Source organism: Chloroflexota bacterium (genome assembly GCA_034717495.1).
Taxonomy (GTDB): domain Bacteria; phylum Chloroflexota; class Anaerolineae; order JAAEKA01; family JAAEKA01; genus JAYELL01.
This window is the reverse complement of record JAYELL010000005.1, coordinates 24,745-47,871: the sequence shown is the minus strand read 5'-3', so window position 1 is coordinate 47,871 and position 23,127 is coordinate 24,745. Positions and strand designations below refer to the sequence as shown.

At 59.2% G+C, this 23,127-nt stretch carries 22 protein-coding genes and 1 pseudogene; 19 read left to right on the top strand and 4 right to left on the bottom strand.

Annotated elements, in window-relative coordinates; genetic code table 11:
- Window positions 1–11 precede the first annotated feature (11 nt).
- Both U9R25_02140 and U9R25_02135 read left to right on the top strand, forming a co-directional pair.
- Entirely contained in the window at window positions 12–863 is an 852-nt protein-coding gene (locus U9R25_02140) for a hypothetical protein (GenBank protein ID MEA3334678.1), read from the top strand.
- The gene (locus tag U9R25_02135) at window positions 853–1,557 is read left to right on the top strand and encodes a DUF4386 family protein (GenBank protein ID MEA3334677.1); all 705 of its coding nucleotides are present in this window, start codon (window positions 853–855) and stop codon (window positions 1,555–1,557) included. The genes U9R25_02140 and U9R25_02135 overlap by 11 nt, the downstream gene beginning before the upstream one ends.
- A 31-nt stretch (window positions 1,558–1,588) precedes the next feature.
- On the opposite strand, the gene U9R25_02130 is transcribed toward U9R25_02135, so the two are convergent.
- Window positions 1,589–1,789, bottom strand: a complete 201-nt coding sequence (locus tag U9R25_02130; GenBank protein ID MEA3334676.1) for a hypothetical protein — start codon at window positions 1,787–1,789, stop codon at window positions 1,589–1,591.
- Between the two features lie 266 nt (window positions 1,790–2,055).
- On the opposite strand from U9R25_02130, the gene U9R25_02125 reads away from it, so the two are divergent.
- The 15 genes and pseudogenes from U9R25_02125 (at window position 2,056) to U9R25_02055 (ending at window position 18,325) form a co-directional block, all read left to right on the top strand.
- A complete protein-coding gene (locus tag U9R25_02125; protein ID MEA3334675.1) occupies window positions 2,056–2,757 on the top strand; it encodes a GntR family transcriptional regulator in 702 nt (233 codons plus the stop codon).
- A gap of 73 nt (window positions 2,758–2,830) precedes the next feature.
- Window positions 2,831–3,949 carry a hypothetical protein gene (locus U9R25_02120; GenBank protein MEA3334674.1) on the top strand — a complete coding sequence of 373 codons (1,119 nt, stop codon included), beginning with the start codon at window positions 2,831–2,833 and terminating at the stop codon, window positions 3,947–3,949.
- On the top strand, window positions 3,946–5,046 hold the full coding sequence (locus tag U9R25_02115) for a uroporphyrinogen decarboxylase family protein (protein MEA3334673.1): 1,101 nt from the start codon (window positions 3,946–3,948) through the stop codon (window positions 5,044–5,046). The genes U9R25_02120 and U9R25_02115 overlap by 4 nt, the downstream gene beginning before the upstream one ends.
- 48 nt (window positions 5,047–5,094) lie before the next feature.
- Window positions 5,095–6,351, top strand: coding sequence for a uroporphyrinogen decarboxylase family protein (locus tag U9R25_02110; GenBank protein MEA3334672.1), 1,257 nt, complete (start codon window positions 5,095–5,097; stop codon window positions 6,349–6,351).
- A gap of 255 nt (window positions 6,352–6,606) precedes the next feature.
- The gene (locus tag U9R25_02105; protein ID MEA3334671.1) at window positions 6,607–7,959 is read left to right on the top strand and encodes an extracellular solute-binding protein; all 1,353 of its coding nucleotides are present in this window, start codon (window positions 6,607–6,609) and stop codon (window positions 7,957–7,959) included.
- A gap of 92 nt (window positions 7,960–8,051) precedes the next feature.
- Window positions 8,052–9,038 (top strand): sugar ABC transporter permease, encoded by a 987-nt coding sequence (locus U9R25_02100; GenBank protein MEA3334670.1) that lies wholly within the window; start codon window positions 8,052–8,054, stop codon window positions 9,036–9,038.
- 126 nt (window positions 9,039–9,164) lie between these two features.
- On the top strand, window positions 9,165–9,929 hold the full coding sequence (locus U9R25_02095) for a carbohydrate ABC transporter permease (GenBank protein ID MEA3334669.1): 765 nt from the start codon (window positions 9,165–9,167) through the stop codon (window positions 9,927–9,929).
- A gap of 68 nt (window positions 9,930–9,997) precedes the next feature.
- Window positions 9,998–11,029 (top strand): C-terminal binding protein, encoded by a 1,032-nt coding sequence (locus tag U9R25_02090; protein MEA3334668.1) that lies wholly within the window; start codon window positions 9,998–10,000, stop codon window positions 11,027–11,029.
- A gap of 1 nt (window position 11,030) precedes the next feature.
- The gene (locus tag U9R25_02085; GenBank protein ID MEA3334667.1) at window positions 11,031–11,852 is read left to right on the top strand and encodes an aldolase/citrate lyase family protein; all 822 of its coding nucleotides are present in this window, start codon (window positions 11,031–11,033) and stop codon (window positions 11,850–11,852) included.
- A gap of 1,071 nt (window positions 11,853–12,923) precedes the next feature.
- Window positions 12,924–14,246 carry an ABC transporter substrate-binding protein gene (locus U9R25_02080; protein MEA3334666.1) on the top strand — a complete coding sequence of 441 codons (1,323 nt, stop codon included), beginning with the start codon at window positions 12,924–12,926 and terminating at the stop codon, window positions 14,244–14,246.
- 61 nt (window positions 14,247–14,307) lie between these two features.
- Window positions 14,308–15,501 carry a branched-chain amino acid ABC transporter permease gene (locus U9R25_02075; protein ID MEA3334665.1) on the top strand — a complete coding sequence of 398 codons (1,194 nt, stop codon included), beginning with the start codon at window positions 14,308–14,310 and terminating at the stop codon, window positions 15,499–15,501.
- Window positions 15,498–16,511: a branched-chain amino acid ABC transporter permease gene (locus U9R25_02070; GenBank protein MEA3334664.1), complete on the top strand. Its 1,014-nt coding sequence runs from the start codon at window positions 15,498–15,500 to the stop codon at window positions 16,509–16,511. Before U9R25_02075 ends, U9R25_02070 begins: the two co-directional genes overlap by 4 nt.
- The gene (locus tag U9R25_02065; protein ID MEA3334663.1) at window positions 16,511–17,308 is read left to right on the top strand and encodes an ABC transporter ATP-binding protein; all 798 of its coding nucleotides are present in this window, start codon (window positions 16,511–16,513) and stop codon (window positions 17,306–17,308) included. Before U9R25_02070 ends, U9R25_02065 begins: the two co-directional genes overlap by 1 nt.
- A complete protein-coding gene (locus U9R25_02060) occupies window positions 17,301–18,002 on the top strand; it encodes an ABC transporter ATP-binding protein (GenBank protein MEA3334662.1) in 702 nt (233 codons plus the stop codon). The genes U9R25_02065 and U9R25_02060 overlap by 8 nt, the downstream gene beginning before the upstream one ends.
- A 95-nt stretch (window positions 18,003–18,097) precedes the next feature.
- A pseudogene (locus U9R25_02055) lies at window positions 18,098–18,325 on the top strand (homocysteine S-methyltransferase family protein).
- A 118-nt stretch (window positions 18,326–18,443) separates the two neighbouring features.
- Here the strand turns inward: U9R25_02055 and U9R25_02050 are convergent.
- A complete protein-coding gene (locus tag U9R25_02050; GenBank protein MEA3334661.1) occupies window positions 18,444–19,016 on the bottom strand; it encodes a hypothetical protein in 573 nt (190 codons plus the stop codon).
- 342 nt (window positions 19,017–19,358) lie between these two features.
- On the opposite strand from U9R25_02050, the gene U9R25_02045 reads away from it, so the two are divergent.
- Both U9R25_02045 and U9R25_02040 read left to right on the top strand, forming a co-directional pair.
- Window positions 19,359–21,140: an SUMF1/EgtB/PvdO family nonheme iron enzyme gene (locus tag U9R25_02045; protein ID MEA3334660.1), complete on the top strand. Its 1,782-nt coding sequence runs from the start codon at window positions 19,359–19,361 to the stop codon at window positions 21,138–21,140.
- Window positions 21,141–21,283: 143 nt separating this feature from the next.
- A complete protein-coding gene (locus U9R25_02040) occupies window positions 21,284–22,315 on the top strand; it encodes a hypothetical protein (GenBank protein MEA3334659.1) in 1,032 nt (343 codons plus the stop codon).
- On the opposite strand, the gene U9R25_02035 is transcribed toward U9R25_02040, so the two are convergent.
- Both U9R25_02035 and U9R25_02030 read right to left on the bottom strand, forming a co-directional pair.
- Window positions 22,309–22,836, bottom strand: coding sequence for a hypothetical protein (locus tag U9R25_02035; protein ID MEA3334658.1), 528 nt, complete (start codon window positions 22,834–22,836; stop codon window positions 22,309–22,311). The two genes, U9R25_02040 and U9R25_02035, sit on opposite strands and share 7 nt — an antisense overlap.
- Before the next feature lie 55 nt (window positions 22,837–22,891).
- Entirely contained in the window at window positions 22,892–23,122 is a 231-nt protein-coding gene (locus U9R25_02030; GenBank protein ID MEA3334657.1) for a hypothetical protein, read from the bottom strand.
- Window positions 23,123–23,127: the final 5 nt, after the last annotated feature.

Below are 23,127 nucleotides of genomic sequence, written 5' to 3'. Positions count from 1 at the left end.
TTGGAGGAATTATGAAGAGTCTCAAAACGTGGTGGTCCAACGACCTGCCGAAATCGGTGAAATTCGTCTTCGCCGTGTTGCTGGCCAACGCGGTGCCTGCCTTCTTCATCCTGATGGTCCTGCCGGATTGGACCGAAACCCTTTTCGTCTGGACGGTCAAGCCCGTCATCAATGCCCGCCTGGTGGGTGTCATGTATGGCAATGCGCTACTGCTGGTCGCCATCGGTATCTTCCAGCCCAACTGGCCCCGGGTACGCATCATCATGGTTGTGATCACCCTGTTCTCAATCCTGGCTACCCTCCTGACCTTCGTTTATCTTAAACCCTTCCTGGCCCATCCCTGGTACCACCTGACCTACTGGCTGGGCATGTACCTCATCCTCTTCTTCGCGGCCCCCTATGTGTTCATCACCCAGGAGCGTGCCCACGGCGGTCGGTTGCCCGTGCGGATCCCGCTCAACCTGGGGGCCAAAGTGCTGGCTGCCCTGGCCATGATCGCCGCCCTGGTCTGCGGCCTGGGCCTGCTTTTTCGCATTGACACGGTCAACCAGTACTGGCCCTGGACAATGCCACCCCTGGTGGGCGGGCTGATCGGTGTGCTCTTCACCACCCACGCCGTAGCCTATGCCTGGGCCCTGTGGGACGGAGACTGGATACGGGTGCGCCCTATGTTCTGGCAGGCGCCGCCCACTGCCCTGCTCTTTCTGCTGCTGCCCATGTTGCACCCAGGTGATCTGCGTCCCAATGCTGGCAGCACGCTGACGCTCTACTATGTCATCGCCGGCTTCGTGCTGCTCGCCTTTTCGATGGTCATTCTGAGCCATCGCTCCCCCGTGGAAAACCTGGCCGAACATGCTGAGTAAAGACCGCTTTCCCGATGTACGCCTGGACGCCGCCGGTCTCTTCCTGGCCGGGCTGATCAACACCTTCCTGGCCCTGTTTGTGGCCGGCGTTATCCTGGCCCCGGGCACCAGCAGCGGCCAGCCCGACATTCTACTGCGCGCAGCCTGGATCGGCGAGAACACGCTGCGCTGGCAGGCCGGCTGGCTCTTCTGGTTCGCCGTGACCCTCAGCTTTGCCTGGAGTTACTACGCTCTCGGCCGCCATCTTGGGGGAAGACGCCCGTGGCCCGCCCTGGCCATCGGTGTGGCCCTGGTGGCCGCCGCCGTCGATCTGGTGGGCGTGCTGGTCAACATCGTCGTCCTGCCTGATCTGGCCCAGGCGCTGGCCAACCCAGACCCCGCGCTCCAGATCCTCTTTCGCGCGATGGAAGGGCTGGCCTATGGCCTGGTCAACGTGGCCGCCTTTGGCCTCTATTCCCTTGCCGGGCTGTTGCTGCTTCCCGCCCTCTTCGCCACCGCGGACTACCCCCGCTGGCTGAGGTGGTTGGGCGTTGCCGAATGGACCATTGCCATGCTGGCCACCCTGCTGCTGGTGGTCGCGCCTCAAGCTGCCACCATTCCCCTGCTGATCAGCTTCGCCCTATACGCGCCCTGGGTGTGGGGCAGTGCCGTGTGGTTGCTGCGAGAGCGTCAACCGGTTCAGCCGGCCGAATAGTAGAGCATCGCCCCGATACCGCCATATTCCTTCAGTTTCTCACCAGAGCCACTTCGACACCCTGCTTCTCGATCACGGCCGCCCCGCTGCTGTTGCACACACCCAACAGGTTCTCCACCACCACCATGTCGCGGGACTCCTCGTAGCCCTCGGCGATGCTCTGGACAATGCGGGTAATCTCGTTTTCGGGCAACTTGAAATCGATGGTGGTACCGGCGGCGGCTAGAGTCAAATCCTTTGCCAGCAGCGAACCTGTTCCTGTTCGCGACTGGCGGTAAAAAGACATCGCCCATTGATCGTACTTAGGACATCGATACTGTTTTTCGGCCTGGGTACGGCTTTTTGCCGCTCATCGCATCAGGGTGCTGAAACCCACTGCCAGGCGACCCAGAAATGGAAAGCCTTCACGGTACAACTATTGACAGCAGCAGAACCCTATGTTATTATACTGGTATACCACATACGACATACGATACGTTTTCGCGCCGGTGAATCACAATGAACGGCTCCAACAATCTCTCCAGACTCCTCAACAACCGACCTAGCGCTGCGCCCCGTCTTGAAAGAACACTGCTGAAGGATCAAGCCACCGAGCTCCTGCGCTCCTACATCACGGGCGGCCATTTCGCTCCCGGCACCAAGTTGGTCGAGCGCGAAGTGGCGGACCTCCTGGGCATCAGCCGCGCGCCCGCTCGTGATGCGCTGATGCAGCTCGAGCAGGAAGGGCTTGTCATCTCCAAACCCAATGGCCGTTACGTCATCGAATTGTCCGAACGGGATGTTACAGAGCTGTACCAGGTGCGCCTGACGCTGGAGATGCTGGCCGTCGAGTTGGCGGCGAAAAACACCAACCCCAAGAACCGCAGCGCACTCCTGGCCAAACTTGCCGAGATGGAACAAGCAGTAGCCGAAAAGGATAGCGACTCCTACACTCACAGCGATCTGGAGATGCACCGGCTGATCTGGCACCAGGCCAACAACTGCCACCTGGTCAACGTGCTAGACTCCATGTTAGGTCCCATATTCATGTTCGTGGCCTGGCACGCCGGCGCCTATGACTGGAATAAGACCCTGGACTTGCACGTTGATCTGGTGCAGTGCATCAACTCCGGCGATCCCCAAACGGCCAAAGAAAGCCTTGCTCACCATACCGAAAACGCCCTCAACCGCTCCCTGCGTATGCTGAGAGCAGGCTCGTAGACAGTTAGCCCTTGCGATTATAACCCGACGCCGACGACTCCCTGTAAAACACTGATCAGGAAGTGTCCCGACGATGACCGAAACCCGCGACTGGAACGAACTCGAACGTCGCCACCGGGCGTTCTGGGCATGTGAACCGGCAGATCGGCCCCTGATCGGCGTGGTCTACGATGCTTACGTGGACACCGAGTTGACGGCGCGGGCAATGGGGCAGGGCGAACTCAGCCCTGACAGCATCGATCCCGGCGCCTTGCTATCCGAATACGACCGGGTCGCCGCGGCCCGCGAACTGATCGGCGATGATATGGTGGCCGTGGCCGAATGCCTCCTGGGAGTGCCCTGGCTGGAGGCTATGGCCGGCTGCCGGGTGCTGGTGCCCGAAGGCAAGAGCCTGTGGCCCGGGCAACCGCTGGATCCCACGGCTCGCACCTCCATCAACTTCTCGTCGGACAATCCCTGGTTCCGGAAACTGATGGCCGTGATGCAAACCGTCATCGAGCACGTGGAAGGCCGTTATGCGGTCAGCTTCAGCCATCTGCGCGGCCCCGCCGACATCCTTATTGCGCTGCTGGGCAGCGAGGGTCTGTTCTACACCATGTTCGACGATCCAGGTGCCATCACGCGCCTGGCTGCCGAAGCTGCCCAGCTCTGGCAACATGTGGCCCGGGCCCAGGCCAAGATACTGCCCCGCTACCGCGGCGGCTACGGCGTGCGCCAGTTCGGCCTGTGGGCGCCCGAGGCCGCACCCTGGCTGCAAGACGACACGTCGAGCATGATGTCGGAGGCCCACTACCGCCAGTTCTTCCTGAAACCATTCCGGCGGATTTCAAGCTTCCCGTTTGGCACCCTGCATCTGCATATCCCCTCCCTTCACCTGGCTGAGACCCTGGCCTCAGTGCCCAACGTGCGAGCCATGAACTTCTACTTCGACTCGCAGACGATCACTTTACAGGATGCCATGCCCACCCTGCGTAAATTGCAGGCACTGAAAATGCCGTTAATTCTTGCGCGCGAGGTCTTCTTTGGCTTCAGCCTCGACGAATACGAGGAGATCATGGATGGCCTCTCGCCGGCCGGCCTGATGGTGCACATGAAGGCCGACTCGGTCGAAGAGGGCCGAGGGGTAATGGCATATATTTCTGAAAAATCAAAAACAGCCAAGCCCAACCTTGCGCGGGAGAAAACGTCTTGAAATCGGATGTATTGGCCTGGGCGGCAGGGCAACCTGGCGGTAAACTGGTTTCCAAGGAAACTTTGAATCACCAGGGCCTGATCGAATTGGTCACCGGTCTGGATGTGTATCGACACACGGCCGAGGGCTTCATGCGAGCCTATCAAGCCCTCGGCATCGACATCATCAATCGGGTGCCGCTGGAGAATGCTCCTGCACCAACGCCGGCCGGCGAGACCCGGTTCCTGCTCGGTGCGCCCTACAACCTGGCCCATCTGGGCGTCTACGATACGGCCATGCGCCACACCTATGCCGCCAACTGCCCAGATGAGATCTGGGACCTTGACGCGGAGGCCCTGCGCTACGAAGATCTGGTTACACCCGTGCCTCACCCCTGTAAAGCTGCTGATATCGCGGCACGTGAGGACTTTGTCGGCGATGCAGGCATGTACTATCCCATGCTCTACACGACCCTGTTCATGTGGCCCGTGGAGACGCTGGGCTGGGAAAATTTCATGGTGGCCGCTGCTCTGGAGCCTGACCGGTTCCACGACCATGTCCTCTTGCCATGCGTGGCAAAATCGATGGCCATCGTGGCCGAGATGGCGATGGCCTCTGACTCGCCATTCATCTTTGTGCATGACGACCTGGCATCGGCCACCGGGCCCATGTTCAATCCGGCCTGGTACGATGACTACATCTTCCCCCACTACCCGACGATCTTCGAACCGGCCAGGCAACGCGGCAAGAAGATCATCTTCGTGGCCGATGGCAATATGACCACCTTTCTGCCGCAGCTGGTCGATGCCGGCGTTGACGGCTTGATGTGGGAGGCGCCTCTGACTCCTGTCGAAGCTGTCATCGAACACTTTGGTTCGCCAGGACAGTTCATGATTGGCGGCATCAGCACCAGAACCCTGGCTTTCGGCACCCCTGATGATATCAAGGCGGAAGTCAATGTCGTGACTTCGGTGGCGAAAGATATCCCAGGCTTTGCTCTCGCCACAGGCGGCGGTTTTCACAGCGGTCTGCCCATGGAAAACATTGCAGCCTACTTCGATGCCCGCATGGCCATCGGCGCAACGCCGGCAGATTGGCGCACGCGGGGCCGGGCATGATTTCGCATTGGCTGCTAAATCCAGGCACATAGACTTGGGAGAAACACCATGAAGAACGGCAAGCCTGATGGGCTGTCCGGTAAGGAAAGGATCCGGTTAGCACTTTCCTTTCAGGAAGCCGACCGCGTCCCGATCTGGGAGCTGGGCTTTCACAACGCGGTCGCACGCCGGATCATGAACCGGGATATCCTGCTGCCCACGGGGGGCGGTCGCACAATCCGGGCCGTTTTGGAGGCGAACGCCAGCGGGCCCAGCGCCCGGCGCGCCGTGATCAGTCGTATCGTCGACGACACCATGACCTTCTACGACCACATGGGCTTCGACATGGTGCGCGTCCGCCCCACCGACTTCCTCACACCCTTTGCGTTCGGTTCCGGGAACTGGGCTCCAAACGCATTGCTGGAGGTGAGTTATCAGCAACCCAATCCTGACACCTGGATTATCAAACACCCGGACGGATTCTGGTCCCGGCACATCTATATCGATGAAAGCGAGATCCTGGCAGATGCCGACGATTCGATCAAGCAGGGCGGCATCGACGAGTTAAGGCGTTACATCGAAGTCCTGGAAGACCGTCCAATCGATCTCAGCACCGAACCACTGCGAGATGCGCTGGACGGAATCCGCCAGGCGGTCGAACACCCGCTGGCGGAAAATATCTTTGTCCTGGGCTGGGGCGACGTATGCTACCCAGGCTCTACCGCCCACGTCACGGACTTCCTTATGGCGATGGTGTGCGAACCTGCACTCGTTCACCGGTATATGGAGGTGACAACAGAAGGAATCGTCCAGTTGGTGCGGGCTCAGGCTGACCTCGGGGTGGATGGGATCACGGGCGGCAATGACTGGGCATTCAAGGCCGGGCCCATTTTCTCGGTGCGCCACCTGCGCGAGCTGATCGCTCCTTATCTCAGACGGATCGTGGACGAAACCCACCGCTGCGGTTTGAAGTACATCAAGCATGGCGACGGCGATCTCCGCTCCCATCTGCCGGTTCTCGTCGATGATGTGGGCATTGACGGCCTGCATTCCCTGGAACCGGGCGCCAACATGGACATCTTCGCCTTCAAGCGACAGTACGGCGACCGGCTGGCCCTGCTGGGCAACCTGGACTGCGATCTGCTGGTGCGAGGAACACCGGATCAGATCGAGGCCCAGGTGGTCAAGCTGATGAAAGCCGTTGCGCCCGGTGGTGGCTACGTGTTCAGCACCTCGAACTCCGTGCTGATGGATGTTCCGCCTAAAAACCTGGATACCATGCTTGCTGCCGCGCGCCGCTTCGGAAAATACCCCATCCGATGCTGACCGGAGGACCATTTGTGAAAAAAGGTGTTGACAACGAACCAGCCTTCTGGTATAATTCTGGTATACCACATACGATATATTGCCCACGCAGTTCAACTCCGATCCGGAAGGATCTTTTTTGCTACGCTCCGCCCGGGCGCGGCAAGTCGCCCTGGCGCAAGGAGGTGCCTATTGGGCCTGACTGCCGATCCGTCGCCTTGCTTTTCTGGCTAGTCCCTCTCACCGCATATTCCCACGGAAAAAAGGAGTTCCACTATGTCCAAACCAGTCACCCGGCGCAATTTCCTCCGGATTAGCGCATTCACGGTCGGCTCTGCGGTCGCCATGCCCCTCATCAGCAGTTGTGCTGCGCCAGTAGTTCAGGCTCCAGCTCAGCCGGCCGCGGCCCCGGGCGAGCTTTCCGGCACCCTGACCTTCTGGCAGCCGATCGACAATCACTACGACGCTTTCGATTACTTCGAGACCATCATCCCCGAGTTCCAGGAAAAGTACCCTAACATCGAGGTCGATATGGTCGAGTACCCCTTCGTCGGTTTCGAGGCCAAGTTCCTGGCAGCATTCGCCGGCAGGGAGAACGCCCCCGATATCTTCGTCGGCCTGGTGGCGCCGTGGGCCGGCTGCGTAGGCGTGGCCGATCCCATGCCCGCCGACCTGGTCGAACTGGCGGAAGCGGAGATCATCCCAGCCTTTCACAACGTCATGAAGTACGACAACACCTGGTACGGCTATCCCGATGGCCCCACCAACGGCCTGGGCAGCATGCTGTTCTACAACACCGATCACTTCGCCGAGGCCGGTCTCGAAGGCCCACCGGAGACCATGGATGAGTTGTACGAATATGCCAAGATCCTTGCCCAGAGCGATGACGCCGGAAACGTCACCCGCTCCGGCTTCGCTCATCGCTACGACGACGCCCGCGGGGCCGGCACCGGCAGCAAGATCATCCCCTTCCTGCATGCCTTTGGTGCCCGTATCTACGACCTGGAGAACAGCCAGGCCGCGGATGTCGCAAACTCCCCGGAAGCGGTCGAGGCCCTCGAGTTCGCTCGCAGGCTCGTGGACGAGAACATCTCCAGCATCACGCTGGGCAAACCCGAGCAGCAATTCGCGGCCGGACAGGCATCCATGTTCTTCCGCGAGTCCTTCATGGTTGGCTGGCTGGCCGACAACGCGCCCGACATCAATTACAAGGTCTCCCACATCCCCCGCCAGGTTGATGAGGGCATGGGCGCCACCGGCGTGGTTGATTGGGCAATGATGGTCAACCAATTCAGCCCGCTGAAGGAGCCGGCCTGGGACTTCATCCGCATGGCCGTGGCCACCCAGGAAGGCGACCTCGAAGCCTCCAAGCTCAACGGCTCGCCAGTGGCCTGGACCAAAAACACCGACTCCGAGCACATGCAGGCCCGCGCCGACTACGATGCGCTGGCCTACGCCTCGGAGAACTACGTTGAGGCGCTTTATACCCATGCGCGCCACCAGGAGCTGGGTGATCGCCATGCCCAGGCGATTCAAGAGATCCTGCTTCAGAAATCAGATCCCAAAGAAGCGTTGGACGCAGCAGCTGCCGACATGCAGAAGGTCATGGATAAGGGGCCCTGCGGCTGATTCTTGTCACATGTTGGATCACGCATGAGGTTGGTTGCCGGCTCCATGCGTGATCCACGAACCCCTCAAGACAACCACCACGGAAACCCACAATGACCACGGCCAATGCCGGCAGAAACGTATCCTCTGGGCAAAGTGGCCCGCCTGGCTCCAAAAAGCCGTGGGGCACCAGGAATTACATTGTTGGCGTGATCACAGGCAGCACGACCGCCTACCGCGAGGCCCGTAGCGGCTACCTGTTCACCCTGCCAACTCTCATCTACATCATCATTATCTTTTTCATCCCTGCCGCGTACACTATCGTTCTCAGCGTCAGAAACTGGAACATCCACGGATTCGGAGATTTCGTGGGTTTGCAGAGCTACGTTGAGCTATTGACCGACCCTCTCTTTCGCAAGAGCCTGGTCAACACTTTGATCTTCACCCTGCTGAGCGTGCCGATGACGGTCTTCTTTGCCCTGCTCGCGGCCCTGGCCTTCCAATCCCGCACCAGGCTCCCGGGACGCAACCTTTTCAAGGCAGGCTACTTCCTGCCCTTGATCGTCTCGCTGGTGGCGGTAGCCTTCGTCTGGAAATGGATGTTCAACCCCTCGATCGGTCTGCTCAACAACATATTGCGATCGCTGGGGTTGCCGGAGCAAGGTTTCCTCAACGACACAGCGCAGGTGTTGCCCTCCCTCTCCATCATGTACGTCTGGGCGCGCCTGGGCTTTGCCATGGTCATCTTCGTGGCCGGGCTTGAGAGCGTCCCCAACGATTACTACGACGCCTCCTCTATCGATGGCGCCAGCCGCTGGCAACAGTTCAGGCACATCACCTTCCCGCTGCTCAATCCGCAGCTCGTACTGGTTATCATTCTGGAGGTGATCACCTCACTGCGCACGTTCGACCTGCCCTACATCGCGGCTCAGGGCGGCCCTGCCCACGCCAGCCGCACCGTTGTGCTGCACATCTATGATTCGGCCTTCCAGTATTTTCACATGAGCACGGCCGCCGCCGCCGCGATCGTGCTCTTCGTGCTCATCCTGGCACTGACGCTACTCCAGCGCCGCGTCCTCTCCCGCCAGATCGAGTATTGAGTTGCATGAACCGTCATGGTAACATCACCCGATAAGCACACGAACAGCGCTCCACACAGGCATCGGTGGTCACACAGCCTGGGCAGGATCTCTCTGTTTCTGTTTTCAATGGTTGGACTGCTGATCATGCTTTGGCCCCTGCTGTGGACCCTTCTGACGGCCTTGAAACACCCGCAAGAGGTCAACCGCATTCCCATGACCTGGCTGCCGGACAATTGGCTCTACTTCGAGAACTTCAAGACGTTGTTCAGCGAGTATCCGATTGACCGATGGCTGCTCAATTCAGTCATCGTCACCACGTTGTCGGTGATCTCCAGCCTGTTCTTTGCCTCGCTGGCCGGCTATGCCTTCGCCAAATTGCGCTTCAAGGGCAAGGAGCTGCTGTTTCTCTCGGTCATCGCCCTGCTCATGATGCCACCCGAGATCACCGTCGTTCCCCTTTACCTCATGTTCAACAGCGTCGGCCTGACCAACACCTACCCCGGTATTGTCGGATCCAACTGGATGACGGTCCTCGGGGTCTTTATCATGCGGCAATTCATGGAAGGCATTCCCGACGACTACATCGACGCCGCCCGCGTGGACGGTGCCCGTGAGTTCACGATCTTTCTCCGCGTCGCCTTGCCCCTGACCATTCCCGGTTTCGTAACCGTGGCCGTGCTCAAGACCATCCTCGCCTGGAATGATTTCCTCTGGCCGCTGGTCATGGCCAGCAGCCAGGAGATGATGACGATCACCGTGGGTCTCCAGGTCTTCAGCACCGCATTTTATGTCGAGCACACACTGGTCGCTGCCGGCGCGCTGGTCAGCATGCTGCCGCTTCTCATCATGTTCATTTTCATGCAACGCTGGGTGATGCAGAGCATGGTCATGGTAGGGATCAAGGGGTAGGGGGTTGGCAGCGGGCGAATCAGCGAATGGCGAATCGGCAAATGTTGCAGAAGGAGTGACGACAGCTAATGGCCCGTTACAGTGTGACCCTGGTTGACTATGACTCGGATCTCTTTGATATCACGCCAGCTTCCCTGGCCGATATGGCTGAAACGCTGGGCAACGCGGGCGCTGAGTTGAAGATCGGCCAACAGCGCACCGAGGAATCGGTGGTGGTGATGGCCAAAAACGCGGATGTGGTCATGATCCAGTCGGTCCGCCCCCTCCTGAACCGGCACACAATCCCCCACCTCACCCGATGTCGCGGCATCATCCGCATGGGCCTCGGCTATGACTCGATCGACGTTGGAATCGCTTCTGAATTTGGTATTCTGGTCAGCAATGTGGCAGATTGGTGCACCGAAGAGGTGGCAGAACACACCATCGCCTTGCTTTTCGCCTGCGCCCGGCGCCTGGCTCCCCTTAATCGTCGGGCAATCAATCGCCAATGGCACCGTCTCAGCGCCATCCCCTGTGTGCGAATCCATGGAAAAACACTGGGATTGATCGGCTTTGGCCGCGTTGGCCAGTCCATTGCCAGGCGCTTGCGCAGCTTCGGCCTGACGGTGATCGCAGCCGACCCCTATATCGATTCCGGGTACATGGAATCCTGCGGCGTGGAGAAGGTACCCCTGGAGGAACTGTTGCACCGCTCCGATTTCGTGACCATCCACACGCCGCTCACAGATGCAACCTATCATTTCTTGAATGCAGCGGCATTCGACGCCATGAAGCCAGGCGCGGTGCTCGTCAACACCAGCCGCGGCGCGGTAGTTGACGAGCAAGCATTGGTGACAGCGCTGCAATCGGGCAAATTGCTGGCAGCCGGCCTGGATGTGACCGAAAAGGAGCCGTTGCCGGCAGACTCCCCCTTGTATGGTATGGAGAACGTTCTGGTGACGCCCCACGTCGCCAGTTATTCAGTTTCTGCCGTGGATATGCTTTACCGCAATAGCGCGGGAATCGCAGCCCAATTGTTGCTTAACTGCTGGCCTCCCACCATCGTCAACCAGTCGGTGCGGCCCAGGGCAGAAGAGCGCTGGGGAGTTTTCGAGGATTGACATGAAAAAAGGACCAGGCCTGGTCTCAAGTCCCATCAAACAAGCGTTTGCCGATGGCCGTGTAGTGATCGGCACCATGATCGTCCAGGTGCGTGCGCCCGCGATCATTCAACTCCTGGCCAACTATGGCCTGGAATTCGTTTTCCTCGATATGGAACATGGGCCATACAATCTTGAGACCGCCGCCGACCTCATCCAAGTCGCTCGTCTCGCCGGCATTACCCCCCTCGTGCGTGTGCCGGATACCCAATACCACATGTACGCCCGCCTGTTAGACGCCGGTGCTCAGGGCATCATGACCCCGCGGGTGGAGTGCGCGGACCAGGTGCGGCAGATCATGCGCTACAGCAAGTACCCGCCGATGGGTCAACGCGGATTCAGCCGCCTGGCCGCCCACGTCGACTTCGCCGAGATCGATTTTCGTGAATATGTCCGGTGGGCAAACGATAATCTCCTCAACTTCATTCAGATTGAAAGCAAGGCAGGCGTCGAGGCCTTGCCGGAGATGATTGCCGTGCCCGGTATCGATGGCGTAGTCATTGGCATGGACGACCTGGCCCTCTCACTCGGTGTGGCTGGCAACACCAAAGACCCCCTGGCCGAGCATATGCTTGAACGCATAGTAGCCACTTGTGAAGCCCACACCATGCCTTGGGGCTTGCATTTACCCGACACTGAACGCCTGGTACACTGGATTGAACGGGGGATGATGATTGCTACCTTCTCGTCAGACATATGGATGTTCCAGGAAGTCCTCCAGGAAGGAATGCAAAAACTTCGTGCCGCAGCCGCACCAGGGGAAACTGGACAACCAGATAGTTGACAGAGTCTGATACTCCTCTGCCAGGATAGTTCTTGTACGACCACGCGCCAGCGCCTTCGAACTCCCCGGCAAGTCTCATCATTCGTGTCTCGAAGATCTGGCTTTTCCAACACTTTTCGTAGTTGTCAGCGGCCCTTTTCAGTTTCCTCCAGCTCCCGCCGGTTGGTTTCAAAGGGACTGTGACATAACCTAATCTCACATCATTTGACCGCCGAAAACGTGCCGATTTTGCCTGGCTGCCGGAGGTTTCATCCTTCATCTTCGCAAACGAGGATGGATGCATGCTCTGCTGTGTCCGGCGAGGTTTTTCCAGGTTACAGGTACGACGAGGTGGACATCGAGAGGCTTGTAGCGCAAGGCGCGATCGAGACACCACCGGCCAAACGAGTTGGGAACATACCGTCCACCCAAATGGACCGCTTCAGTTTGCCGGGGTATCCAACACGAGGTCATCCCCGGTTGCACCCGGAGAGGCCCGCGAACGCCGCGACAGGTCAGCCATCAGCAGACGATGCGAGCCGGCTTCCAGGGTAGTAGGAGGCCCTCACTGCGTAAGCTCCTGCCCGGCTCGGGCAGTGGGATGAGCACACGTCTTGCGCTATCCCCCTTGCGAAACCCCAGTTGACAGAATGCCGGTTTCAAGGTAAGATACATCGCCGGAGGGCAAGCTAGCAAACCAATGCTCGATCGTCGCATGCTATCCCTCTGCGTCCAGGAACACCATTTCCTCCATCGTCAGTCGCAACCATCCACACCTGATCGCCACCATCAGGCGCTCCAATGAGAGTTCGCTGCCTCGATCGGTGTTGCGATCAATTTAGCGGACCAACCGAACAGCTCACAGGCTCAAGCAACCGCCCGGTTGTCGCGTGACTCACGTCGTGACAGACGATGCGATTATGTCGAGCTGATTCAGAGCCTGCTAACCCAAGGAGGTGATCACTGCCCCGATTCCCTGAACCGCCGTCAAGGCCATGCCGGCGACCGGCCTATTGCGCCGTGCCGCCATCCCAGCCAGGCGCCGGTCACCCGAATCCCAAAATCACACGTCACCTAGAAAGGAGCAACCCCTTGAACATTTACGCTCGAAACGGTCTTTTTTTGTCCGCATTGCTGATCCTGGCGCTGTTAGCGACCTCCTGCGTCGCACCGGTGGCGCCCGTACCAGCTCAAGCCCCTGAGCCTGTTGCCGAAGAGCCCGTTGCCCAGGAGGCAAACACTATCCGCATTGGCGGCATTGGCCCCCTGTCGGCGCCCGGTAGCGTGGTAGGTGGCATCGCCATGCAGTTCGCCATGAGCCTGGCCGTTGATGACATCAACGAGCAGGGGGGCGTCCTGGGCAAGCCGGTGGAGCTGATCTTCGCCGACACGGAGGGGCTGCCAGAGCGCGGCGTGGCCGTGGCCGAACGGTTGATCCACGAGAACAACGTCGTCGCCCTGGCTGGTGAATATCACAGCGCAGTCGGCATTCCCATCGCCGACGTTGCCCACGAGAACGGTATCCCCGTGCTCTTCTCCGAGACCTGGTCGGATGCGATCACCGAAACCGGCTATCCTGAGGTCTTCCGCATCGCGCCCGCCTCTTCCATGAATGCCCGGGCTAGCGCGGAATGGTTTTCCGCCGTCGGTGCTGACGATATCGTCATCATCGCCGAGAACACCGACTACGGCACGGGTCAGGCGGACCAGGATCAAAAGTTCGCCGAAGAGCTGGGACTGAATATCATGGAGATCTTTTTCGTCGAGCTGGGCACCGAGGACTTCCTACCCATTCTGAGCCGCATTCAGGCCATGGACCCGTCCCCGGACGTGATCCGGGTGGCAGTCACAGGTGAGACCAGCTACAACCTGGCCCAGCAGATGGCGGAGCTGGGGGTCGCGCCCACCGAGACCACCATCGGCACCACCAACCAGGTGGCCATCCAACCTGAATTCTGGGAGAGCGTTCCCAACGGTAACTACTTCGTCTATGCCCTGGTTGGCCTGCCGCCAAGCCTCTACAACGATACCACCCGGCGGGTGGCCGAGGCCTACGAGGCCCAATTCGACACCGCGCCGCCCAGCTACGCCCTGGAAGCCTACGACACCATCTGGATCCTGGCCGACGCCATCGAGCGGGCCGGCACCACCGAGCCGGAGGCCCTGATCCAGGCCCTGGAGGAGACGGACATCAACCTGGCCCAGGGGCGTTACTACTTCGAATACACCAGCCAGAATCCCCTACCCGACGATGGCAGCGTGCCCGCCTTCATGTGGCACCAATGGCCCGACCCGGCCATCCTGTTGCTGCAGTACTTCGAGCCCAACCAGGATTGGCAGGAAGCCGCCGTGATCTGGCCCGAGGTCTACCAGACTCACGATACGCTGTACATCACCCCTGGTACCACACCCTAACCTCTCGGGGGCTTGAGGCCCAACCTTCGGGCCTCAAGCCCTTTCTGCAAAGGACAACCCAATGGGATCCTTTCCACCTATGGTCCTGGCCTGGCTGGTGCTGGCCGGACCGATCTGGGCGGCGCTAGGCACCTGGCAATTGCCCAAACACTACCGCCGGCGCGGGCTGGACGATGGGCCAGCCCGCTTCATCGGCGGCCTGGCGGGCCTGACCCTCGGGCCCTTCCTGTTGCTGCCCCTCTGGGTGCTCACCCCGGACCTGACCGGGCGCGTTTGGGCTCTGGGGTTGGGCATCTTGGCAGCCCTCCAGTTTTTCGGGCTCTTTGCCCTGCTTAATTCGGACAATCTCTGCGTGATCAACGGCGGCTACGTGGCCAACCAGATCGCCAACGGCCTCACCATCGGCTTCATCTACGCCCTGATGGCGGTTGGCCTGACGCTGATCTACTCGGTCCAGGGGGTGATCAGCTTCGCCCATGGCCAGCTCTATATGCTTGGCGGGTACATCGCCTACTACTTCCTGCAGCTGTTCGCCGATTTGAACCCCATCTGGGGCGTGCCGGTGGCCGGCCTGGTCACCATGCTGATCGGCTTCCTGTTCGAGCGCTCTTTCCTGCGGCCGATGCACACCGGGAAGATCGAACGGCCAGGGGAATATGGTATCCTGATCACCTTTGGCTTTGGTTTCTTTCTGCAATACGCGGTGCTGGCGGTGGTGGGTCCCTTTTCTCAGAAGGCCGACCCTTATCTTCCGGCCGGTAGCCTGACGTTGGGCCCGCTGGTGCTGATTCCCAACCGGTTGATCGCGGCGGCTATCGGCGCGATCCTGATTCTGGCGCTGCTCGCCTATCTGACGCGCACCTGGCAGGGCAAGGCGCTGCGGGCGGTGAGCATGGACAAACAGGCGGCTGCGGTGAGCGGTGTGAATCCCCTCTCCATGAACACGCTTGCCTTTGGCATCGGCACCATGCTGGCCGGCATGTCCGGAGCAGCCTTGATCCCGGTGTTCACCTGGGTGCCCTGGGTCGGCGCGCCCGCGGCCACCCGATCCTTTGTCATCATCGTGCTGGGGGGCATGGGCTCAGTACCAGGCGCACTGGTCGGTGGGCTGATCATCGGACTGGTGGAGGCCCTGGGCGCCGGCTGTTACCCCGATCCCAGCAAGGGGGCTGCCTACAAGACTGCCTTTGGACTCCTGATCTTCGCCATGGTGCTGCTGCTGAAACCCAACGGCCTATTTGGGAGGGAAGAGTGAACACCCTGACCATACGCCGTGCCATTGGCATCGGGTTGCTGGTTGTCCTCCCCCTGCTGGCACCCCTCTACCTGAACCAACATCCCTACCAGATGTCTGTGGTAACCGGGGGGTTTTTCTACGCCATCATGGCGTCCAGTTGGGCCCTACTGGCCGGTATCGCCGGCCAGTTCTCCTTCGCCCATATGGCATTGATGGCCATTGGCGCGTACACCAGCGGCTTGTTGGGTCGCGAGTTGGGCACCTCCCCCTTGATGGGCGTGGTCATCGGTACCCTGCTTGCTGGCCTGGTGGGCTTGATCATCGGCCTGCTCTGCCTGCGCCTGCGACGAGCCTATCTGGCTCTGTTCACCATCGCCTTCTCCGAGATCCTGCGCATCATCCTCCTGACGGAATTTCGTTTCACCGAGGGAAACAATGGGCTGCAGTTGGAGAACCTGTACGGCGATGTGACACCACTGGCCGAGTACTACATAACCTTTGCGCTCCTGCTGGGGGTGCTGGCCATCATGTACTGGTTGATCACCTCCAAGTATGGGCTGTTCATCAAGGCCATGCGGGAGGACGAGGAAGCCGCGTCGGCCATGGGAGTCAACGTGGTTCGCTACAAGGTGATGGTGTTTTTCTTCACCAGCCTGATCGTCGGACTGGCGGGCGCGACCTTCTATCACCAGGTGGGCATCATCACCCCCAACACCATGGAGCTGCTGCAGATGTCCCTGGTCATCGCCATGGCCGTGATCGGCGGAATCGAGAGCCTGATCGGCGCGGCGTTGGGCGCCTTCGTTGCCCGCATAACCCTGGAGCTGCTGCGGGAGATCACCCTGTTCGGCGTGACCATCGAGCTGGGAATCTGGCGCTATGCTGCCTTTGGCCTGATCCTGATGTTCACCCTGCGCTTTGCCCAAAACGGACTGATCGCGCCGATCATTGAGCGTCTGTTTGGGGAACAGACCACCATCGACACGGTGGCCAAGCGCCGCGAGATACAGGAGGATAGCGTAGCCTGATGGAGCTGGAGGTGCGGGATATCAGCAAGGACTTCGGCGGCGTGCGTGCCCTTGCCCACGTCAGTTTCACCGTGCGGGGCAACGAGTTGCTGGGCCTGATCGGTCCCAACGGCGCGGGCAAAACCACCCTCATCAACATCCTGGACGGAGTCCACCGCCCCACGGGCGGCCAGGTCTGGTTCAATGGGGAACGGATCGACGGCCTGCCGCCCTATGAGATCGCACGGCGGGGGATCGGTCGCACCTTCCAGGTCACCCGCGCCTTCGGCAGGATGACCGTGCTGGAGAACCTGATGGTGCCCGCACTGGCCCGCAATCCCCGAGCGCGGCAGCAGGATTTCTACGACCAGGCCCTGCAGGTGCTGAACTTCCTGACCATCGATCACCTGGTGAACGAATATGCCCGTGGCCTGTCGGGGGGTCAGCAGAAGCTTCTGGAATTGGGACGACTCCTGATGCTGGATCCGGACATCATCATCCTGGACGAACCCTTTGCCGGTGTTCATCCCAAGCTCATGGAAACGATCTACGAATACATCGTCGAAGTCAACAAGCAGGGCAAGGCGATCATCCTGATCAGCCATGACATGGAGTCGATCTTCACTCTGAGCCGGCGCCTGCTGGTGCTGAACTATGGCCAGGTGATCGCCGATGGCGAACCGAAGATCGTGCGAGAGAACCCCGGCGTGATCGAGGCCTATCTGGGTGAGGAGGAAGAGGATATCGGCCCGGTCAACGAAGAACATGGCCTGACCGCCCTGCTGGAGCAGAAGGCCGGGGAGCGCGGCGATGCTTGAAGTGCGCGATCTCTACGTGGGCTACTACAAGGATCTCAACATCATGCAGGGGGTTTCGATCACCGCCGCCAACGGCAAGATCACCGCGATCCTGGGCGCCAACGGCGTGGGCAAGTCCACACTGCTCAAAGCCATCTTCGGCTTCCTGACCCCCAACGCCGGCCAGGTTCTTCTGGATGACGTCGAGATCACGGGTACCCCCACCCACAAACTCATCGATCTGGGTCTGTCCTACATCCCGCAACAGCCAGGGATCTTTCGCTGGATGTCGGTGGAAGAGAACCTGGAAATGGGCGCCTGGACCTTTAGGGGCGACAAGACTCGCATTCAACGCAAGTTGGCCGAGAACTACAAACGCTTTCCTGCCCTCAAGGAACGGCGCAGGTCAGATGCCGGCGAGCTCTCGGGCGGCATGCAGCGCATGGTGGAGGTGGGCCGGGCGCTGATGACCGATCCCAAGGTCATCCTGGTGGACGAGCCCACCGCGGGCCTGGCCAAGTTGCTTTCCGAGGACGTGTATGCCATGCTGGTACGACTGCGGGATGAGGAGGGCATGACCATCATTCTGGTGGACCAGGAGATACGCCAGGCGCTGAAGATAGCCGATTACGTCTATGTGTTGGAATTGGGGCACAATCGCTTCGAAGGGCCGGTAGAGGAGTTCACCGACCTGAAGAAGGCCTTTTGGGCCTGAGAATAGAGGGGTCGAAATCATTGATTTCGTAGGCTTGGGGGCATCGCTGAACTTCATTTCGACGCCAAATCGCCGGCCTCGATGCACGAACATCAACAAAACGAATCCGCGGCTTGCGAGCCAATGCTTCTCGTATAAGCCATGCAGAGTTGGATGAAACGGATGAGATGGACGACGGCAACCCTGTGGAACTCGGCATCCAGCATCGGGCTCTCAAGAATAAGATGAGCCATCTGAATGTCATGGGTGGCTGTTGCGGCACCGACCATCGCCACATCGAAGCAATCACGAGGATGTGTGCGCCGTTGCCCGCTGTCCATTAGCAAACTGGGCAGCCCATGAATATGTGAGCCTTAAGAAAACAGGTGCGGCATCCCCCATGGATGCCGCACTGAGAACGGATGGAAAGTCCGATCGAAACCTGAAGTTCTCGGCCGCGGCCTACGCCTCTCCGTTGACCCGAAGCTCAACGAATTCCCCGAAATCGACATCGAACATTACCTGGAAATAGCATTCGCCCCCGTCAAGCACAAAGATTAATTGCTGCCTCCAATCCCTTCCACTATTGTTGCAGAAGAAATTCCCATAGATGATTTGGCGGCCATCCTGAAAGCTCAGTCCAATATACTGTCGCTGATACTCATCGAGTCGCTGCCAGACCGGCGGTTGGTGGAAAAACTGCTCGGGATTCTGCCGCAGATAGTCAGTGATTTTGTCTTCGAGTTGGAAGACGACATCTGCGGATGGCGTCCAAAACCCCTCGAAGGAAGGGCCGAGACCCACCATTTTTGCAAGTTGAGTCTGCTCAGCAACCGCTTCGGGGAAAACCACCCATTGTTGAGTAATGGCATCAGTTTCAGTTGGGGAAACTCCGCTGCTTTTCCTGTTGGCCGGAACGACGGCTGTCGACACAGGTTGTTGCGGAATCGATGCGCAGGCCATAAGGAGGAGAAACAACCCGCCAATTCCTAACGCTGCTACCAAGTATCTGGTTGATCTCATGAACGCTTTCACGGCATGCCTCCTGAGCACTCTCTCCAGCTTCCGAGGGTCAATATTCACATTGTACCATAAGAATCAGCTTGATCGCGAAGGGATTCTTGCCAGAAGTCAATTTCACCAGCAGTGTCAGTCTGACCCATCAAGGGCCGCGCTACCCAAGGAAGAACCGGGCTTGCAGTCGTTGGAACAGATCGAGCATATGCTTTATAATATGTGGGATATCTTTCCAGTCTTTTTCCTGATCCTTCCAAACCTGATGACGGCACACAGCGCTTGTGCGAAATCGTTCACCATGACGTGGCAACTCCAACAGGCCGATGGACAGAATGTCCTGCCAGAAAGCGGGTAGTTCGCATGAAAACCGCTACGCTATCGGCTATCCTGATCCTGCTTTCCCTGGCTGCCTGCGCGGTTGACATGTCAGGCGTTGGGGAAGAGCAGCCCCCTTCCCAGACTGGAGAATCTAACGCGGCTGCAAGCGCTCCAGCGGATCAGATCCAGACCGATCTTACCCTCGAGGCACTGGACCATGTATCGGTCACCGAGGCGCCAGAGCCGGCCCAACCTGAACCCACGGACACACCTGAACCATCCCAAGCCAACTCGCCAGTCACCCCTGAGCAGACCCTCCCAGCTCCAACCGAGTCATCCACATCACCGACGAAGGTGCCAGATCAAACGACCGCCGCGCTAGTGGTCGATCAGGTGGTGTGGGTGCTGATTCCCAGCGGGAATGTCATCGTTGGCAGCACCGATGAGCAGGCGGCTTCAGCATATTCAGCCTGTGTCTCGTCAGGCCGGGACTGTTTCGAAATGCAATTCGAACGGGAAATCCCAAGGGAAAGCGTTTTTGTCGAGCAATTCGCCATAACGAAATTTGAGATCACCAATGCCCAATACGACGCATGTGTGTTGGCCGGTGTCTGTCGACCGACCAGGACCGATCTGGATGAGAGCCCGATTTCATATCAGGCTGAGTTTGCCGACCCTGATCGGCCGGTGGTGGGGGTTTCGGCCACAGATGCCAGTACGTTCTGCCGGGAATGGCTGGATGCTCGCCTTCCCGGCCGCGCCGAGTGGGAACGAGCCGCCCGCGGCGATGACACTCGCACCTTTCCCTGGGGAGACACTCCCGATCCTGCCAGAGCAAACCTCTCCGGCGCGGGAACGTTTTCCGGCGAAAGTCATCCGGACGGCGCCAGCCCATTCGGTGTGTTTCATATGACAGGCAATGTCTGGGAGTGGACCGACCAGGATGTCCGCCTGGCCGGCAATATGCCGCCGAAGATTGTTGTGCGCGGGGGCGGATGGAACAGCCTGCCCTTTGAAGGGCGTATTTCCTATCTGGGCGAATCGCTGGATCCATTTCTGGCGCGCTACGATATCGGCATTCGCTGCGTGCGTGACCAGGGGAACCCCTCGATCGTGCAACAGACCGAGCCGATAACGATCCGTTTTGATCTCGAGGGGGATATGCTCCATTGGTTGGTGCGAAATGCCGCATCGGCCACCATAACCTGTTATCCAGTGTTGGGGCGAACGATCAGCGGTCACTGGGCCCTGGAGATAGGTGTGGAAGGATCGGCGCCGATTCCCGACAGATCGGTCACCTGTAACCTCAGTGCCACAGGGTACGACGGCTCCAGCGATTCGGCAACCCTGGCGGTTGGCAGACCATCCCCAGGCTGTGCGATAGCACCGGCGCCCGTTTTTGCCGACATCCATCAGCAACACGCAGCCGATCTCGGCTGTGCGGTCGAGGAAATGGTGACGATTCCCACCATTGCCGAACAGGGCTTTCAGGGCGGGCACATGCTTTGGCGCAGCGACACCGATGCAGTATACGTCATCTATTCGCCAGCTGGCCAATGGCAAAGTGATCCCAGTTGGAAATGGGATGGCAGCCATCCCGATGGCGCTGGCCTGGTGCCGCCGCCAGGCTTCTTTGAGCCCAAACAAGGTTTTGGTTGGCTGTGGCGAAACCACCTGGGTGGGGAGCATAGTGGGCTTGGTTGGGCCACGGAGCCTGAACGGGGCTACGAGAACACAGGACAGATTCAGGTTTTTGAGGAAGGACTTCTGATCAAGGGCAACGATGCAAAGATATTTGTGCTGCTCAACAAGGATCGGCGCTAGTGCTCAGGAAAGCTGGTACCTACAGTGTCATTGCGAGCCAGCCGATGCTTGGAGAGGCTGACGTGGCAATCTCTCACTAACCCATCGTTTCCAAACCCGCCCGGAAGCCAAGGGCAGTTACGTCGTTTGCATGGAGCCACCCAATGAATGAACAGAAGCCACTGACACCAGAGACTACGGACCAAACTTCTGCCGAGCTCACCCAACTTGGATGGGGTTCCTGGGCCCTGTGGGTGTTGGGCCTGGCTGTCGCTGGGGCCGTGAGCTACAGACTGGGTGCGGTAGCGCCCCTTGCCGTGCTCACCCTCCCACCTGTGGCAATAATGCTATTCGGAATCCTGGCGGGAGGTGTGTACGGCTTTGTATTGCGACAGCAGTTTCCCCCTGCCCGTCGGTGGATTCTTGCTAGCTCTCTGGCAGCGGTCGTGGCCGCATGTGTGAGCGTCGTGACGACCTCCCTGGCTGAGACCTCGGCAAGCCTCCTCGCGGGGTGGGCCTTCGCCTGGGCCGCGTACGGCGCTCTGTTTGGAGTCATGCTGCAGCGGATATTTCCGAATCGCTGGTTGATGCTCGCGAGCCTTGCCGCCTGGACCTCTGCCGGGATTCTGAGCGGGGCAGTTGGCTGGGCCCTGGAGGTATTCCTGGTCACCGAGACGATTCCCACATCGGCCTTTTTCGATCTACCAACCCGGACCTGGTCAACAGGAGGGCTTGCCCTCATGGGTGCTGTTCTTGGGGCCACAGGCGGAGCAATCACTGGTGCCACGCTGGTCTTGCTTTCACGAGTCCCAACATTGCCGCAAGGCGATGAACTGAGTGAGGCGAGGGATAGAAGACTTGTGGTAGTCGCGGGGGGCATCAGCGGCTTGATCGCTGCCGCCTTGTGCGTCTACACTGCACCCCTGGTTATCACCAAGCTCATCGAGGGTTCCCTGGACTCACTGGACCTGACGATCTACTTCCTAAGTGCTCTTGGCAGTACACCCTTGTGCTTACCCACCATCGCAGTAGTGACTATTCCACTGGCCGTTGGCGGCGCCCATGCCGGTCTTGAGATCGCACGAGTCAACGGTAGGACAGACTCAAGGGCCTGGATCTGGTCTGGCGCTGCCATTGGGGGAGTTGCCGGCTATCTTCTGGGCTTTCTGGTGGCATTTGCTATCGGTCATCAGTAAGAGAAGAGTCCTTCCTGTTTCTTCAAATAAACAGCTTCTGGCCAGATAATCATCTCATCATCATCCAAAAACGCATTATCTCTTGCGAGCTCATTTTGCCGCAGGACAAGAAAATACTCCTCTCCTCCAAAGCTGAAAAGTACAGGAGCGATGTCTCCAGTTCCAGCGGTCCATGATACCGTCGATTTCTCATTCTCGCTAAAAAACTCAAAGTCATAGTAAGTGAATCCCCGGGGGAATAGTTGGGAGGCCTCTCGCCTTTGGCCCAAATTGGGTATTTCATGGGGTCCTTCCAGTGCGAATTCAAGATCATTGATACGGGGGCTGGTCAGCTCACGGATCACGACCGGCTCCCCCAGCCGGTACCCAACCACTTTTTGATCGATCATCGCTGAAAAAAGGACGTATTCTTCGGGATCAACTTCCGTCACCAGCGGGGTCGGCTGGGGCGATGCTGTTGGCGCAAAGCTACAGGCGTCCAACGTACAGAGAACCAGGATGAAGAGCAGAAACCGGAACACTTCGCTAGCTCCTTTCTGGTGGACTTACACTCGTTAATTTAAGGCGCCTGCAACTTCAGCAGTTGAAAGGCACCATCGACCCAAAGGCGATAACGACATAGCTTGCCAATATCGCCAACCCGTACGCGGCAATGGTCACCAGGAAATCGGCGATATCGGGACTGGTCTTCCAACCCAAAGCACCCACAAGAACGACACTGGCAAGGAAAACCACACCTATCGTCATCCACAGCCCCACTGGCGCCCGACCCATGGTGCTGCAGCTATGTGGCTCAATCAGGATCATGAATG

What these genes read in the sequence shown, in the direction of transcription:
- U9R25_02030 (MEA3334657.1), bottom strand. Translation starts at nt 23,122, where the DNA reads ATGATCCTGATTGAGCCACATAGCTGCAGCACCATGGGTCGGGCGCCA.
- U9R25_02095 (MEA3334669.1), top strand. Translation starts at nt 9,165, where the DNA reads ATGCTTTGGCCCCTGCTGTGGACCCTTCTGACGGCCTTGAAACACCCG.
- U9R25_02125 (MEA3334675.1), top strand. Translation starts at nt 2,056, where the DNA reads ATGAACGGCTCCAACAATCTCTCCAGACTCCTCAACAACCGACCTAGC.
- U9R25_02045 (MEA3334660.1), top strand. Translation starts at nt 19,359, where the DNA reads ATGAAAACCGCTACGCTATCGGCTATCCTGATCCTGCTTTCCCTGGCT.
- U9R25_02120 (MEA3334674.1), top strand. Translation starts at nt 2,831, where the DNA reads ATGACCGAAACCCGCGACTGGAACGAACTCGAACGTCGCCACCGGGCG.
- U9R25_02105 (MEA3334671.1), top strand. Translation starts at nt 6,607, where the DNA reads ATGTCCAAACCAGTCACCCGGCGCAATTTCCTCCGGATTAGCGCATTC.
- U9R25_02140 (MEA3334678.1), top strand. Translation starts at nt 12, where the DNA reads ATGAAGAGTCTCAAAACGTGGTGGTCCAACGACCTGCCGAAATCGGTG.
- U9R25_02090 (MEA3334668.1), top strand. Translation starts at nt 9,998, where the DNA reads ATGGCCCGTTACAGTGTGACCCTGGTTGACTATGACTCGGATCTCTTT.
- U9R25_02075 (MEA3334665.1), top strand. Translation starts at nt 14,308, where the DNA reads ATGGGATCCTTTCCACCTATGGTCCTGGCCTGGCTGGTGCTGGCCGGA.
- U9R25_02065 (MEA3334663.1), top strand. Translation starts at nt 16,511, where the DNA reads ATGGAGCTGGAGGTGCGGGATATCAGCAAGGACTTCGGCGGCGTGCGT.
- U9R25_02085 (MEA3334667.1), top strand. Translation starts at nt 11,031, where the DNA reads ATGAAAAAAGGACCAGGCCTGGTCTCAAGTCCCATCAAACAAGCGTTT.
- U9R25_02135 (MEA3334677.1), top strand. Translation starts at nt 853, where the DNA reads ATGCTGAGTAAAGACCGCTTTCCCGATGTACGCCTGGACGCCGCCGGT.
- U9R25_02110 (MEA3334672.1), top strand. Translation starts at nt 5,095, where the DNA reads ATGAAGAACGGCAAGCCTGATGGGCTGTCCGGTAAGGAAAGGATCCGG.
- U9R25_02060 (MEA3334662.1), top strand. Translation starts at nt 17,301, where the DNA reads ATGCTTGAAGTGCGCGATCTCTACGTGGGCTACTACAAGGATCTCAAC.
- U9R25_02040 (MEA3334659.1), top strand. Translation starts at nt 21,284, where the DNA reads ATGAATGAACAGAAGCCACTGACACCAGAGACTACGGACCAAACTTCT.
- U9R25_02100 (MEA3334670.1), top strand. Translation starts at nt 8,052, where the DNA reads ATGACCACGGCCAATGCCGGCAGAAACGTATCCTCTGGGCAAAGTGGC.